Raw genomic sequence first — 14,193 nt, forward strand, 5'->3', positions numbered from 1 at the left:
CGCGCGCCACGTCAGCCGGCCGCGCGCTCGAGGACGAGCTCGCGGACGCGGGCCGCGTCGGCCTGGCCCTTCATCGCCTTCATCACCGCGCCGATGACCGCGCCGGCGGCCTGGACCTTGCCGTCACGGATCTTGGCGAGCACGTCGGGCTGCGAGGCGAGGGCTGCGTCGATCGCCTCGATGAGGGCGCCGTCGTCCGAGACGACGGCGAGCCCGCGGGCGTCGACGACCTCCTGCGGGGTGCCCTCGCCGGCGATGACGCCCTGGAGCACCTCGCGGGCGAGACGGTCGGTCAGGGTGCCCGCGTCGATCAGCTTCGCGAGCTCGGCGACCTGCTCGGGCGACACCAGCTCGGCCGGGTCCTGCCCCGCCGCGTTGGCGAGGCGCGCGACCTCGCCGGTCCACCACTTGCGGGCGGCCTGCGGCGTAGCGCCGGCGGCGACGGTCTCGCTGATCTCGACCAGGAGCCCGCTGTTCGCGACGTCCTGGAACTCGAGGTCGGTGAAGCCCCAGTCGGCCTTCAGCCGGCGGCGGCGGGCGGCGGGCTTCTCGGGCAGCGCGGCGCGCAGCTCCTCGATCAGCTCGGGGCTCGGCACCACGGGCAGCAGGTCGGGCTCGGGGAAGTAGCGGTAGTCGTCGGCGTCGCTCTTCGGGCGGCCGGCCGAGGTGCGGCCGGTGTCCTCGTGCCAGTGCCGCGTCTCCTGCGTGATCGTGCCGCCGGCGGCGAGGATCGCGCCCTGGCGCTGGATCTCGTAGCGCACGGCGCGCTCGACCGAGCGGAGCGAGTTGACGTTCTTGGTCTCGGTGCGGGTGCCGAGCTTCTCCTGGCCGATCGGCTTGAGCGAGACGTTGGCGTCGCAGCGCAGGTTGCCGCGCTCCATCTTCGCGTCGGAGATGCCGAGCGCGAGGACGATGTCGCGGATGGTCGCGACGTAGGCCTTCGCGAACTCCGGGGCGCTCTTGCCCGCGCCGTGGATCGGCTTGGTGACGATCTCGACGAGCGGGACGCCGGCGCGGTTGTAGTCGACCAGCGAGTACTCCGCGCCCTGGATGCGACCGGTGGAGCCGCCGACGTGGGTCAGCTTGCCCGCGTCCTCCTCCATGTGCGCGCGCTCGATCGGGATGTCGACGACGGTGCCGTCGGCGAGCTCGACCTCGACCGAGCCCTCGAAGGCGATCGGCTCGTCGAACTGCGAGATCTGGTAGTTCTTCGCCATGTCCGGGTAGAAGTAGTTCTTGCGGGCGAAGCGGCTGGACGGCGCGATCGAGCAGCCGAGGGCGAGGCCCAGGCTGATCGAGTAGCGGACGGCCTGCTCGTTGACGACCGGCAGCGAGCCGGGCAGGCCCAGGCAGACGGGCGTCGTGTTGGTGTTCGGCTCGGAGCCGGAGACGTTCGGGGCGTCCGAGAACATCTTCGTCTTCGTGTTGAGCTCGATGTGCACCTCGAAGCCGAGGACCGGCTCGAAGCGCTCGAAGACCTCGTCGTAGTCCATCAGCTCGGGGGCGGTGTGCGCGGACGCCATCAGACGGCACCTTCCTGGGGGGCGGAGAGCTGGGCCGGGGTGAGATCGGGTGCCTGCGAGAGCAGCGGGTGGCCCCACTGCTCCTCCAGGAGCGCCTCGAGCGCGCCGCCGACGGTGTAGAGGCGGACGTCCTGGCGGGCGGGCGCCAGGAACTGGACGCCGACCGGCAGGCCGTCCTCGTCGGCGAGGCCGGCGGGGACCGAGATGCCGGGGATGCCGGCCAGGTTCGCCGGGATGGTCGCGATGTCGCCGCGGTACATCGCCAGCGGGTCGTCGAGCTTCTCGCCGAGCCGGTAGGCGGTGGTCGGCGCGGTCGGCGAGGCGATCACGTCGACCGAGGCGAACGCGGCGTCGAAGTCGCGCTGGACCAGGGTCCGCACCTTCTGCGCGCTGCCGTAGTAGGCGTCGTAGTAGCCCGCGGAGAGCGCGTAGGTGCCGAGGATGATCCGGCGCTTCACCTCGGGGCCGAAGCCCTGCTCGCGGGTCGCGGCCATGACCTGCTCGACGGTGCCGCCGCCCTTCGGGGTGACCCGGAGGCCGAAGCGGACGGAGTCGAACTTCGCGAGGTTGCTCGACGCCTCCGCCGGGAGGATCAGGTAGTAGGCGGCGACGGCGTGCTCGACGCTCGGCGCGCTGACCTCGACGATCTCGGCGCCGGCCTTCTCGAGCACCGCGAGGGCCTCGTGGAAGCGCGCGAGGACGCCGGGCTGGAAGCCCTCGCCCCCGTCGAGCTCCTTGAGCACGCCGATGCGCAGCCCCGTCACGTCGGCGCGGCGGACCGCGTCGGCGAAGGAGGGCCACTCGTCGCGGAGCGAGGTGGAGTCGCGGGGGTCGTGCCCGGCGATGACGTCGTGCAGCAGCGCCGAGTCCAGGACCGTGCGCGAGACCGGGCCGATCTGGTCGAGGCTCGAGGCCAGCGCGACGGCGCCGTAGCGGGAGACCCCGCCGTAGGTCGGCTTGACGCCGACGGTGCCGGTGACGTGCGCGGGCTGGCGGATCGAGCCGCCGGTGTCGGAGCCGAGGGCCAGCGGCGCCTCGTAGCTCGCGACGGCCGCGGCCGAGCCGCCGCCGGAGCCGCCGGGGATCCGGTCGAGGTCCCACGGGTTGTGGGTGGGGCCGTAGGCGGAGCGCTCGGTGGTCGAGCCCATCGCGAACTCGTCCATGTTGGTCTTGCCGATCGGCACGAGGCCGGCCGCGCGGACCTTCTGCATCACGGTCGCGTCGTACGGCGGGCGCCAGCCCTCGAGGATGCGCGAGCCCGCAGTGGTCGGCATGTCGTTCGTGACGATGACGTCCTTGACCGCGAGCGGGACACCGGCGAGCGGGTGCAGCGACTCGCCCTCGGCGCGGCGGCGGTCGATCCCCTCGGCCGTGGCGGTGGCGGCGTCGCCCGCGACGTGCAGGAAGGCGTGCACCGCGCCGTCGACGGCGGCGATGCGGTCGAGGTGCGCCTGCGTCGCCTCGCGGGAGGACACGGAGCCGTCGGCGAGGCGCTCGGAGAGGGCGGAGGCGCTGAGGCGGACGAGCTCGTCGCCGTGGGCGCTCACTGCTCCTCCCCCAGGATCGCGGAGACCTGGAAGCGGCTGCCGTCGTGCTCGGGAGCACCGGAGAGCGCCTGCTCCTGGGTCAGCGTCTCGCCCACGACGTCGGGGCGGAAGACGTTCTCGAGCGGGATGGGGTGGCTGGTGGCCGGGACGTCGGGGGTGGCGACGGCCTGGATCGCCGTCACCGAGTCGACGATCTGACCGAGCTCCCGGGTGAGGTTCTCGATCTCCTCTGCGGTGAGGTCGATCCTGGCCAGCGAGGCCAGATGGGCGACCGTGTCGGCCGTGATCTCGGACATGCGTCTCCGTCGGGTGGTTCGTGGGAATCGGCGTCCAGTCTAGCCAGCGGCGCCGACGCTCCCTCCGCTCAGGCCCCGGGCGACGGAGTGGGCGACGCGGTGACCGCGCCCGTGCCGAAGAGGCTCGTGCCGTGCTTCAGCAGCGCCTCGTAGGCGCCCTGGTAGGTGGTCGGCAGGTCGTCGCCGGGCTCGCCGTAGCGGGCCAGCAGCAGACCCATCAGCCCGAGGGCCGGCGGGCTGAGCGGCTTGTCCCTGTTCGCGTTGGCCGGGTGCGGCGGGGTCGCCTCCGGATTCGGCGGCAGGTACTGCGGCACGGTGGTCGGCCAGTCGTCGATCTGGCGGGGCGTGTCGAGCGTGACCACGCCGAAGAGGTCGGGTGCGTCCGCGTCGCGGGCGGTGAGCGGCTCGAGCCCGTGCAGGCGGCTGAGGGTGCGGATCAGGGCGCCGTGGTGCATCTCCTCGTGCAGGATCGTGCCGGCCCGCGTGTAGGCGGAGATCGCGATCGCCGGCACGCGGCAGCCCAGGCGGTCGAAGCCGAAGCCCATCTCGCCCTCGCGACCGTCGCCGGGTGGCGTCGCGGCGGGCGGCGGCACGTGGTCGTAGAGTCCGCCGTGCTCGTCGAAGGTGGCGAGCAGCATCGTGTTGATCGCGTTCGAGCCGGTCGTCGACGCGCTCTCGCGGATCGCCGAGTAGATCCGGTGCAGCAGCAACTCCCCCGCGCGCACGTCGGAGAGCGCGCTGTCGTAGAGTGGCTGCCCGTCGACCTCGTCCTCGTGCAGGACTCCGGTCGGCGGATGCATGTCGTTGTGGTCGAAGACGAGCCGCGGCTCGACGAAGGCGTAGTCCGGCAGCTCGCCGCTCGCGACGTCCGCGTAGAACTGCTCCATCGGGGCGAAGTTGGTCTTCCAGTACTTCTCCAGCACCGGCGCGTGCAGGAAGCCGGTGTAGGAGACGACCTGGAGCGCGTCGAAGTAGACCCGCCAGCTCTTCCCGGCGTCCTCGAGGCGGTTGAAGACGGTAGGCGCGTCGGCCAGGTCGTCGGCCAGCCACTTCTCGTAGCCGCCAGCGTGCTTGTTGGTGACGAAGCCGTGCGAGGTGGACGCGTGGAAGAACGAGCGGTTGCAGAAGGTCTGCGAGGGGACGGCGCAGAACCAGTGGTCGAAGACGGCGAACTCGCGCGCGAGCGTGGAGAAGACGGGGAGCATGTCCGGCGAGAAGCCGCCCATGATGGTGCCGTACTCCTCGCGGGTGGGGTCCTCGCCCTCCTTCAGGGCGCGGAGGTTCTGCACGTAGTCCTCGAGGAAGCCGCTCATCGTCGGCGCGGAGGTGTCGGCCGGGGCGTTCCAGGGCGCGGTCATCGCGCCGACCGTCTTCCCGGCGTTCTCCGGCGGGTCGATCGTGCCGAAGAGCTGGGTGTTGACGTGCGGGTACTCCTCGCCCGGGTCGGGATCGGGCTGGCGCATCACCGTGTCGGTCGCGCCCTCGTAGACGTGCGCGGCGACGGTGTCACCCGCGGCGGTGGTGTTGGAGTGGTCGCCGGTCTGCAGGCCCTCGAAGGTCTCGCCCGCGGGCGGGCCGTCGGCGGTGTGGAGCTGCCCGAGGATGTTGTCGAAGGAGCGGTTCTCGAACATCACGACGACGACGTGGTCGAAGCCCGGCTCGCTGCGCTCGGGCAGGGGCGACTCGGCCTCGCGGTCACGGCCGGAGGCGACGGCCGCGCCGATCGCTCCGCCGGTGAGGCCGGCCGCGGCGACTCCGCCGGCCACCGCGCTGCTGGCCAGGAAGCGGCGGCGGGAGCGGGAGCGGGGGGCGTCGTCCGGTGAGGTGCTCTCGCCGGTGCCGCTGCTGCCGCTCATGCGCTCCACCCTCCCCGCGTCCCGCGGATCCGTGCCTCCGGGGAGTGTAGCGACGCGCCCGGGGCGGCGGCTCGGAGCATCGTGAGGGCCTGTTCGGCGTCGGCGGGAGCCCCGGTGGCGCCCGCCGCGGTGAGGGCGGCGGCGAGGGCGGGACCGATCGAGCGCTCCCGGTTCTCCGGAGTGAAGGCGGGCGCCGTGCGCGGGAAGCGCGACAGCGGCCGGGCTGGTCCGGACAGCGCCTCGGCGACGGCGAGCACGCCGTCGTCGGCCAGCGCCCGGCGGTCGGCGGCGAAGCGGGCGCGGTGCAGGAGGGCGGGGGTCGTCGGGCCGAGCCGGGCCGTCAGGCGATCGCCGGGCCGTGCGCTCGAGGCGATGACGAGGGCCGGGACGTCGCCGGGCCGATCGGCCCGCCCGCGCGCGATGACGAGCAGCAGCACCCGGCGGCCGGCCGACTCCGCCGCCCGGACCGCGTGGACGGTCTCGTGCAGGAGCCGCTCGGCGACGCGCGCGTCCGCGGACCGCGCGGCGCTCGAGTCGTCGGCGGCGGCGAAGTCGGCCGGGGCGACGAGCGAGCGCGGCTCGACCAGGACGACCGGTGGCAGGGAGCCGGCGGCGGCGACGCCCGCGAAACCGGAGAGCGGAAGGAGGGCTCCCCCGGCGGCGGCGACGGCCGCGTGGTCGCGGTGCGGCCACTCGGCGTCGGCGAGGAGGGTGGTCGAGACACCCTGCCGGTCGTCGACGACCAGGGACCAGTCGGTTCCGGCGTGCCGGGCCGAGTCGAGCAGTGAGCGGAGCGGGTCCCGGCCGTCCGCGCGCCAGTGGTCGGCGCGCGCGAACGAGTGCGCGAGCAGCGTGTGCACGGGGAGCATCGCGGGGGCGAATCGTTCGCCCGGGGTGGCGGGGCCGGGGGCGGTCAGCACCTCGTCGGTGCCGCCCGCGAAGTCCGTGCCGGGCTCGCCGTCGAGGGCGCCGAACACCTGGCGGCGCGGCCGGCCGGCGAAGGACAGGACGACGAGGTGGTCGATCCGGGCCAGCGCGGCGGCGGCGGCGCGCTCTCGTGCGGTCGGCGGTGCCGCACGAGCAGCGGCGTCGAGCGCGGTCGAGGCGGCCTCGGCGAGAGAGCGGCGGAGGAAGGCCCGCCGCTCCTCGCCGGGCAGGTCAGGCATCCGCGTCGGGGGTCTCCTCGGCGGCGGGCGCATCGGCGTCGGGCACATCGGCGTCGGCCTCGGCCGGCGCGTCGGCAGCGGGCGCCTCGGCGCTCGTCGCGTCGGCGGCAGCGGGCGCGTCGGCAGCCGCCTCATCCGCGGCGACCTCCTCGGGCAGTGCGATCGCCTCGGGCCCCTCGGTCACGAGCAGGTGGAACTCGGCAGCGGTGATGATCCGCACGCCGAGCGCCTCGGCCTTGCCGAGCTTGCTGCCCGCGCCGGGGCCGGCGGCGACGTAGTGCGTCTTCTTGGAGACGCTCGAGCCGGCCTTGCCGCCCGCGGCGAGGATCGCCTCCTGCGCCCCCTCGCGGCTGTAGCCCTCGAGCGAGCCGGTCGCGACGACGGTGAGGCTGGCGAGCACGCCGCCCGCGGCGTCGGCCGCGCCGGGTCCGGGGTGGCCGGGCGTGGCGAACTGCACGCCGGCTTTCGCCCAGCGGTCGACGATCTCGGCGTGCCAGTCGACCTCGAACCAGGCGAGCACCGCGTCGCCGATGATGCCGCCCACGCCGTCGACCGCGGCGAGCTCCTCGCGGCTCGCCGCGCGGATGGCGTCGAGCGAGCCGAAGTGGCTGGCCAGGGCGCGGGCGGCGACCGGGCCGACGTGCCGGATGCTGAGCGAGACCAGGAACCGCCAGAGCGGCGAGGTCTTCGCCTTCTCGATGTTGGCGATCAGCGCGAGACCGGTCGTCGACGGCACGTACTCGGCGTCGCCGCCGAACACCTCCGCCGCCGGGTCGAACGGGCCGTCGCGCTTCTGCCGCTTGCGCTTGAACGGGCCGACGACCTTCGCCTCGCCCTTCTCATCGAGCTTCTGCAGCCCGGTCTCGCTGTCGCGGACGACGACCTCGATCGGGAAGACGTCCTCGATCCGCAGCTCGAACAGGCCCGCCTCGGTGACCAGCGGCGGCTCCGCGGGCACGAACGGCTGGGTCAGCGCCGCGGCGGTGACCTCTCCGAGCACCTCGATGTCGAGCGCGCCCCGGCTGCCGATGTGCTCGACGCGGCCGCGGACCTGCGCGGGGCAGGAGCGCGCGTTCGGGCAGCGCAGATCGACGTCGCCCTCCTTGGCGGGAGCGAGGGTCGTGCCGCACTCGGGGCACTGCGTCGGCATCACGAACTCGCGCTCGCTGCCGTCGCGCAGCTCGATCACCGGGCCGAGCACCTCGGGGATGACGTCGCCGGCCTTGCGCAGCACGACGGTGTCGCCGATCAGGACGCCCTTGGCCTTCACCACGTCGGCGTTGTGCAGCGTGGCCTGGCGCACCTCGGAGCCGGCGACCTTCACCTTCTCCATCTGCGCGAACGGGGTGGCTCGGCCGGTGCGGCCGACGCTGACGACGATGTCGAGGAGCTTGGTGTGCACCTCCTCGGGCGGGTACTTGTAGGCGATGGCCCAGCGCGGGGCGCGGCTGGTGGCGCCGAGCTCGTCGTGCAGCTCGAGCTCGTCGACCTTGACGACGACGCCGTCGATCTCGTGCTCGACCGAGTGGCGCTCGCGGCCGTACTGCTCGACGAAGGCGAGGACCTCGTCCACCGACTCCGACACCCGGTTGTGCCCGCTGACCGGCAGCCCCCAGGACGCGAGCAGGCCGTAGACCTCGGACTGGCTCTGCACCGGCGGGTCGGGCCAGGCGCCGATGCCGTGCACGTAGAGCGCGAGCGAGCCGACCCGCGCCTCGCCGGCGCGGAGGTCGAGGCCGGACTTCTTGTCGAGCTGCTGGCGGAGCCCGCCGCTCGCGGCGTTCCGCGGGTTGGCGAAGGTGGGGAAGCGGCGCAGAGCGCTCTCGCGCGCCCGCTCCTCGTCGAAGGGCTTGCGGGTGGCGCTCGGCCGGGCCGACCAGCGCTCGCGCGCCTCCTCGACGGCGTCGTCGCGCAGGGTCTCCTGCAGAGCGTTCAGCGCGGCGAACTCGGCGACCGGGATGAAGACCTCGCCGCGGACCTCGACCAGCGCGGGGTGCCCCTCGCCGGACAGCTGTTGCGGGATGCCGGCCACGCGCAGGGCGTTGACGGTGACGTCCTCCCCAGTGCGCCCGTCGCCGCGGGTGGCGGCGGTGACGAGGCGGCCGTTCTCGTAGTGCAGCGAGATCGCCAGGCCGTCGATCTTGAGCTCGGTCAGCCAGGCGACCGGGCGGGCGGCGGAGGCGACGGTCTTGTCGCACCACTCGCGCAGCTCCTCGGCCGAGAAGACGTTGTCGAGCGAGAGCATCCGCTCGGCGTGGTCGATCGGGTCGAGACCGGCGGCGACCACTCCCCCGACGGTCTGCGTCGGCGAGTCCTCGCTGGCCAGCTCGGGGTGCGCCGTCTCGAGCGCGGCGAGCTCGCGGACCAGCGCGTCGTACTCGGCGTCGGCGAGCGGCGAGGCGTCGGCCGCGTAGTAGTCCTCGCTCGCGGAGCGGATCCGCGCGCGCAGCTCGTCGACGCGCTGCGCCGGATCGAGGTCCGCCGCCGGCGTCGCGCCCGCCTCGGACTTCGCGGCCATCAGAGCACCGCCCCGGTCGCGGAGGCACCGACGAGGTCGGCCGCGACCGTGCGGTCGATGGTGCACTGGCCGAGCACGCGGGTGCCGAGGTAGACGACGGCCGTCTGGCCGGGGGCGACGCCGTCGAGCGGCGAGTCGGGAGTGATCACGAGTTCCACCTTCGAAGAGACGTCCGACACGACCGCGGTCGCCGGGACCGGGTCGGCGTGCGCGCGGATCTGCACGTCGCAGCGGAACGGCGTCGACGCGTCCTCGGGCGCCGCTCCGGCCCAGGTGAAGCGCGAGCCGGCGATCTCGCGGATGCGCAGCGCCTCCCGCGGGCCGACGACGACCTCGTTGGTCTTCGGCCGCACCTCGAGGACGAAGCGCGGTCGGCCGTCCGGCGCCGGCACGCCGAGGTGCAGGCCCCGGCGCTGGCCGACGGTGTAGCCGTGCGCGCCCTCGTGGGCGCCCACCACGGCGCCGTCGCGGTCGACGATCGCGCCGGTCTCGGGAGCGACGCGCTCCGAGAGCCAGCCGCGGGTGTCGCCGTCGGGGATGAAGCAGATGTCGTAGCTGTCCGGCTTGTTCGCGACGCTCAGGCCGCGGCGCGCCGCCTCCGCCCGGACGACCGCCTTCGACGGCGTCGAGCCGAGCGGGAACATCGAGTGCTCGAGCTGCGCGGTGGTGAGCACGCCGAGGACGTAGGACTGGTCCTTCGCCTCGTCGCTCGCGCGGTGCAGCTCGGGGCTGCCGTCGGCCGCGGTCTCGAGCGAGGCGTAGTGGCCGGTGCAGACGGCGTCGAAGCCGAGGTCGAGCGCCTTCTCGAGCAGGGCGGCGAACTTGATCCGCTCGTTGCAGCGCATGCAGGGGTTGGGGGTGCGACCGGCGGCGTACTCGGCCACGAAGTCGTCGACGACGTCGAGCTTGAACCGCTCCGAGAAGTCCCACACGTAGTAGGGGATGCCGAGGACGTTCGCGGCGCGCTGCGCGTCCATCGAGTCCTCGATCGTGCAGCAGCCGCGGCTGCCGGTGCGCAGCGTGCCGGGCATCCTGCTCAGCGCGAGGTGCACGCCGACCACCTCGTGCCCCGCCTCCACCGCGCGGGCCGCGGCCACCGCCGAGTCCACTCCACCACTCATCGCCGCGAGAACCTTCACCGTCCGAGTCTACGAGCGGGCGGCGCTCGCGCGGTGGCGGCTCTCAGCCGGGCAGCACGGAGCGGTTCGAGAGCCCCGCGCGGGCGGCGCGGGCGTACGCGTCGGGCAGTGCCGCGAGCAGCGCGTCGACGTCGGCGTCGACGGTGGTGCGGCCGAGCGTCATCCGGAGCACTCCGCGCGCCTCGTCCTCGCTGCGGCCGAGCGCCAGCACCACGTGCGAGGGCTCGGGGATCCCGGCCGTGCAGGCCGAGCCGGTCGAGACCGAGACGCCCGCCATGTCCAGGAGGAAGAGGAGCGAGTCGCCCTGCGCGCCGGGGAAGGCGACGTGCGCGTTGCTCGCGACGCGGCGGCCGGAGTCGAGGGCGGGACCGGTGAGCGTGGCGCCGGGGACGGCCGCGAGGATCCCGGCGACGAGCCGGTCGCGCAGGGCTGCGAGCCGGAGCGCCTCCTCGGGCAGCTCCGCGACCGCCTCCGTCACGGCCGCGGCGAACGCCGCCGCACCCGGAACGTCCTGAGTGCCCGAGCGGACCCCGCGCTGCTGGCCGCCGCCGTGCAGGACCGGCACGACGCGCGCGTCGCGGGCGAGGACGAGCGCGCCGGTCGCGATCGGGGCGCCGACCTTGTGCCCCGAGATACTGACCGCGACGAGACCCGCGCCGTCGCGGGAGCCGGAGGTGCGACGGACCGACGCGATCTCGAGCGGCAGGTGGCCGAGCGCCGCGACCGCGTCGAGGTGCAGCGGCACGCCGGCGCGTGCGCAGACCGCGGCCAGCTCGGCGACCGGAGCGATCGTGCCGATCTCGTTGTTCACCCAGAGCGCGGAGACCAGCGCGACCGAGCCGGCGTCCGCGGCGAGCGCCGCCGCGAGCGTCTCGGGCCGCAGCGTCCCCTCGGCGTCGAGCGCGAGCCACTCGATCCGGGCTCCCTCGTGGGCGGCGAGCCACTCGACGCTGTCGATCGTGGCGTGGTGCTCGCCGCCGGGCACGAGGATGCGCGTGCGCGCCGGGGACTCCGCGACGCGCTGCCAGTAGAGGCCCTTGAGCGCCAGGTTGATCGCCTCGGTGCCGCCCGCGGTGAGGATCACCTCGATCGGCTCGCAGCCGAGCGCGAGCGCGATGTCCGAGCGGGCGTCCTCGAGCCGGCGGCGCGCCTCCTGACCCGAGCCGTGCACCGAGGAGGGGTTGCCGGGGAGCGCGGACGCCTCGGCGAAGGCGGCGAGCGCCGAGGCCCGGAGCGGGGTGGTCGCAGCGTGATCGAGATAGATCATGGCGCCCTCCGTCCCGCGGCCGGGGTACGGAGGAGGTCTCCGGCCCTTCACTACTGTAGGTCGCATGCAGACACGCGACTCCCTGGCCCGCCTCGGAGTCACCGTGGACGCGGAGGGCGGCGAGCTGCGGGTCTGGTCGGAGCACGCCACCGCGATCGACCTGCTCCTCTACGACGAGAAGGACCCGAGCTGGGTGACCCGCACGGTGCCGCTGGTGCGCGGCGACGACGCCGTCTGGTCCGCCCGGGCCGCGCAGCTCACCGTCGGCCGGCGCTATGCGATCAAGGTCGACGGGCCCTCGGGTGTCCCCGGTCGCTTCGACCCGCGGGTCCCCTTGCTCGAGCCGTACTCCCGGGGACTGCACCGGGTCGCCGAGAACGAGTGGCGCTCGGTCGTCGTGGACGACTCCTTCGACTGGGGCTCCTCCGAGAAGCCGCGCACGCCGCTGGACCGCACGGTGATCTACGAGGCGCACGTGAAGGGGCTGACCAAGCTCAACCCGGCGCTGCCCGTCGAGCTGCGCGGCAGCTACGCCGGTCTCGCGCACGAGTCGACCGTCTCGTCGCTCCTCGACCTCGGGGTCACCGCCGTCGAGCTGCTCCCCGTGCACGCCTTCGTCTCGGAGCAGCGCCTGCTGCGCCAGGGGCTCACCAACTACTGGGGCTACAACACCCTCAACTTCTTCAGCCCGCACGCCGCGTACGCCTCCCCCGCCGCCCAGCGCGGCGGGCCGACCGCCGTGCTGCGGGAGTTCAAGGGCATGGTCAAGCTGCTGCACGAGGCGGGTCTCGAGGTGATCCTCGACGTCGTCTACAACCACACCGCGGAGGAGGGCCCGGGCGGTCCGCGCTCGAGCCTGCGCGGGATCGACGACCGGTCGTACTACCGCCAGACCGACGAGGGCCACTACATCGACGTCACCGGCTGCGGCAACACCCTCGACTTCGGCCGGCCCGTCGCCCAGCGCCTGGTGCTCGACTCGCTCCGCTACTGGTCCGACGAGGTCGGCGTCGACGGCTTCCGGCTCGATCTGGCCGCGACCCTCGGGCGCGACGAGATCGCGCACTTCCAGCGCGACCACCCGCTGCTGCGAGCGGCCGTCGAGGATCCTTCCCTCGCCGACGTGAAGATGATCGCCGAGCCGTGGGACGTCGGCATGGGCGGCTGGCAGACCGGCAACTTCCCCGACGGCTGGTCGGAGTGGAACGACCGCTACCGCGACCGCGCCCGCAACTTCTGGCTCTCGGACATCGACTACGCCCGTCGCGCGGGGACGGCGCCGGTGGGCATCGGCGGCTTCGCGACGCGGCTCTCCGGCTCCTCGAACACCTTCTCGGCCGAGCGCGGCCCGCTCGCCTCCGTCAACTTCGTCACGGCGCACGACGGCTTCACGCTGGCCGACCTGGTCTCGTACAACGTCAAGCACAACATCGGCAACGGCGAGTCGAACCGCGACGGTGCCGACACCAACCGCTCCTTCAACCACGGCTTCGAGGGCCCGACCGCCGACGACGGCGTCAACCAGGGCCGGCGGAAGGCGATTCGCAACCTGCTCGGGACACTGCTGCTCTCCGCCGGCGTCCCGATGATCACGGCGGGCGACGAGTTCGGCCGCAGCCAGCGCGGCAACAACAACGCCTACTGCCAGGACTCGGACCTCACCTGGCTGCGCTGGGACGGGCGCAGCGACTGGCAGCTCGAGCTGCGCGAGCACGCCAGGACGCTCATTCGCCTCCGTCGCGAGCACCCGGCACTGCGGCCCTCGCGCTACGGGCGCGGCGGAGAGGTGACGCCGAGCGCCACGAGCATGCGCTGGTTCGACGCGCACGGGCGGACGATGTCGGAGCACGACTGGACCTCCGCGGAGAACCGCACGCTGCAGTACCTCGCGGCGTCGACCCCCGAGACGGAGGAGTTCGACCGCGTCCTGCTCATCGTGCACGGCGTCGAGGCGGACACCTCGGTCGTCCTCGCCGAGAGCGAGGGCGTCACCGGCTACACCCGGCTGTGGAGCAGCGCGGAGGCGGTGCCGCTCGAGCACGGCGAGTCGTTCGAGCCGGGGCAGGTCGTCCGCGTCGCCGGGACCTCGATGCAGCTGTTCGCCGCGCACGGCCCGCGTCCGGTCGCCGCGAGCTGATGAGGGGCGGACCGGGGACGCCGGCGACGCTCGCGCTCGCCGCGGCGGGGATCGCGTTCGTCCCCCGGGAGTACCGGCACGATCCCGGCGCCGCGAGCTACGGCGGCGAGGCGGCCGAGGCGCTCGGGGTGGAGCCGGAGCGGGTGTTCAAGACGCTGCTGGTCGACGTCGACGGCGAGCTGGTCGTCGGCATCGTGCCGGTGACCGGGTCGCTGGGGCTCAAGGAGCTCGCGGCGGCGGTCGGCGGCAAGCGGGCGGCGATGGCGGACCCCGCGCTCGCGCAGCGGCGCACCGGCTACGTGCTCGGCGGCATCTCGCCGATCGGGCAGAAGACGCGGCACCGGACGGTGCTCGACGAGACGGCGGAGCTGTACGACACCGTGCTGGTCTCCGGCGGGCGGCGCGGCTTCGACATCGAGCTCGCGCCGGCGGACCTCGTGGCCGCGACGGGCGCGATCGTCGCGGACATCGCGCGCTGAGCGGGGGCGGGTCGCCCTTCATGCTGATCGAGTAGCCCTCGCAGAGGGCGTATCGAGATCCACCGTCATCCGATGGGTGGGTCTCAATACGCCGCTCCGCGGCTACTCGACCAGCATGGGGGCACCGCGCGACTGTTGGATTCATGCTGATCGAACAGCCCGCGCAGCGGGCTTCCCTGCTGATCGAGTAGCCCGCGCAGCGGGCTTCCCTGCTGATCGAGTAGCCCGCGCAGCGGGCGTATCGAGATCCACCACCGTCAGAACC

10 protein-coding genes are annotated in these 14,193 nt (G+C 73.7%); 2 read left to right on the top strand and 8 right to left on the bottom strand.

The genetic code is table 11. The annotated features are described in order from the left end of the window. Positions 1-11: 11 nt before the first annotated feature. From gatB to HQQ86_RS00815, 8 genes are all read right to left on the bottom strand, one after another. Entirely contained in the window at positions 12-1,523 is a 1,512-nt protein-coding gene (gene gatB / locus HQQ86_RS00780) for an Asp-tRNA(Asn)/Glu-tRNA(Gln) amidotransferase subunit GatB (protein WP_173285655.1), read from the bottom strand. Continuing rightward, positions 1,523-3,070, bottom strand: a complete 1,548-nt coding sequence (gatA, locus tag HQQ86_RS00785) for an Asp-tRNA(Asn)/Glu-tRNA(Gln) amidotransferase subunit GatA (RefSeq protein ID WP_173285657.1) — start codon at positions 3,068-3,070, stop codon at positions 1,523-1,525. Before gatA ends, gatB begins: the two co-directional genes overlap by 1 nt. After that, a complete protein-coding gene (gene gatC / locus HQQ86_RS00790; RefSeq protein WP_160089002.1) occupies positions 3,067-3,366 on the bottom strand; it encodes an Asp-tRNA(Asn)/Glu-tRNA(Gln) amidotransferase subunit GatC in 300 nt (99 codons plus the stop codon). The genes gatA and gatC overlap by 4 nt, the downstream gene beginning before the upstream one ends. A 68-nt stretch (positions 3,367-3,434) precedes the next feature. Continuing rightward, complete coding sequence (locus HQQ86_RS00795) at positions 3,435-5,222, bottom strand: alkaline phosphatase family protein (RefSeq protein ID WP_173285659.1); 1,788 nt, start codon at positions 5,220-5,222, stop codon at positions 3,435-3,437. Further along, positions 5,219-6,388 carry a hypothetical protein gene (locus tag HQQ86_RS00800; RefSeq protein WP_173285661.1) on the bottom strand — a complete coding sequence of 390 codons (1,170 nt, stop codon included), beginning with the start codon at positions 6,386-6,388 and terminating at the stop codon, positions 5,219-5,221. The genes HQQ86_RS00795 and HQQ86_RS00800 overlap by 4 nt, the downstream gene beginning before the upstream one ends. Next, positions 6,381-8,906: an NAD-dependent DNA ligase LigA gene (ligA, locus tag HQQ86_RS00805; RefSeq protein WP_173285663.1), complete on the bottom strand. Its 2,526-nt coding sequence runs from the start codon at positions 8,904-8,906 to the stop codon at positions 6,381-6,383. The genes HQQ86_RS00800 and ligA overlap by 8 nt, the downstream gene beginning before the upstream one ends. Further along, entirely contained in the window at positions 8,906-10,045 is a 1,140-nt protein-coding gene (gene mnmA / locus HQQ86_RS00810; protein WP_173285665.1) for a tRNA 2-thiouridine(34) synthase MnmA, read from the bottom strand. The genes ligA and mnmA overlap by 1 nt, the downstream gene beginning before the upstream one ends. Positions 10,046-10,088: 43 nt before the next feature. After that, positions 10,089-11,312 (bottom strand): cysteine desulfurase family protein, encoded by a 1,224-nt coding sequence (locus HQQ86_RS00815; protein ID WP_173285667.1) that lies wholly within the window; start codon positions 11,310-11,312, stop codon positions 10,089-10,091. A gap of 64 nt (positions 11,313-11,376) precedes the next feature. Between HQQ86_RS00815 and glgX the strand changes: the two genes are divergently transcribed. Then, positions 11,377-13,449 (top strand): glycogen debranching protein GlgX, encoded by a 2,073-nt coding sequence (gene glgX / locus HQQ86_RS00820; protein ID WP_173285669.1) that lies wholly within the window; start codon positions 11,377-11,379, stop codon positions 13,447-13,449. After that, on the top strand, positions 13,449-13,928 hold the full coding sequence (gene ybaK / locus HQQ86_RS00825) for a Cys-tRNA(Pro) deacylase (RefSeq protein WP_173285671.1): 480 nt from the start codon (positions 13,449-13,451) through the stop codon (positions 13,926-13,928). The genes glgX and ybaK overlap by 1 nt, the downstream gene beginning before the upstream one ends. Positions 13,929-14,193 lie beyond the last annotated feature (265 nt).

It is taken from the genome of Rathayibacter sp. VKM Ac-2857, assembly GCF_013205025.1.
Taxonomy (GTDB): domain Bacteria; phylum Actinomycetota; class Actinomycetes; order Actinomycetales; family Microbacteriaceae; genus Rathayibacter.

Excerpts from the sequence above, each read along its gene's own strand:
- ybaK (WP_173285671.1), top strand. The coding sequence starts at position 13,449 with ATGAGGGGCGGACCGGGGACGCCGGCGACGCTCGCGCTCGCCGCGGCG.
- HQQ86_RS00795 (WP_173285659.1), bottom strand. The coding sequence starts at position 5,222 with ATGAGCGGCAGCAGCGGCACCGGCGAGAGCACCTCACCGGACGACGCC.
- ligA (WP_173285663.1), bottom strand. The coding sequence starts at position 8,906 with ATGGCCGCGAAGTCCGAGGCGGGCGCGACGCCGGCGGCGGACCTCGAT.
- HQQ86_RS00815 (WP_173285667.1), bottom strand. The coding sequence starts at position 11,312 with ATGATCTATCTCGATCACGCTGCGACCACCCCGCTCCGGGCCTCGGCG.
- HQQ86_RS00800 (WP_173285661.1), bottom strand. The coding sequence starts at position 6,388 with ATGCCTGACCTGCCCGGCGAGGAGCGGCGGGCCTTCCTCCGCCGCTCT.
- gatC (WP_160089002.1), bottom strand. The coding sequence starts at position 3,366 with ATGTCCGAGATCACGGCCGACACGGTCGCCCATCTGGCCTCGCTGGCC.
- gatB (WP_173285655.1), bottom strand. The coding sequence starts at position 1,523 with ATGGCGTCCGCGCACACCGCCCCCGAGCTGATGGACTACGACGAGGTC.
- glgX (WP_173285669.1), top strand. The coding sequence starts at position 11,377 with ATGCAGACACGCGACTCCCTGGCCCGCCTCGGAGTCACCGTGGACGCG.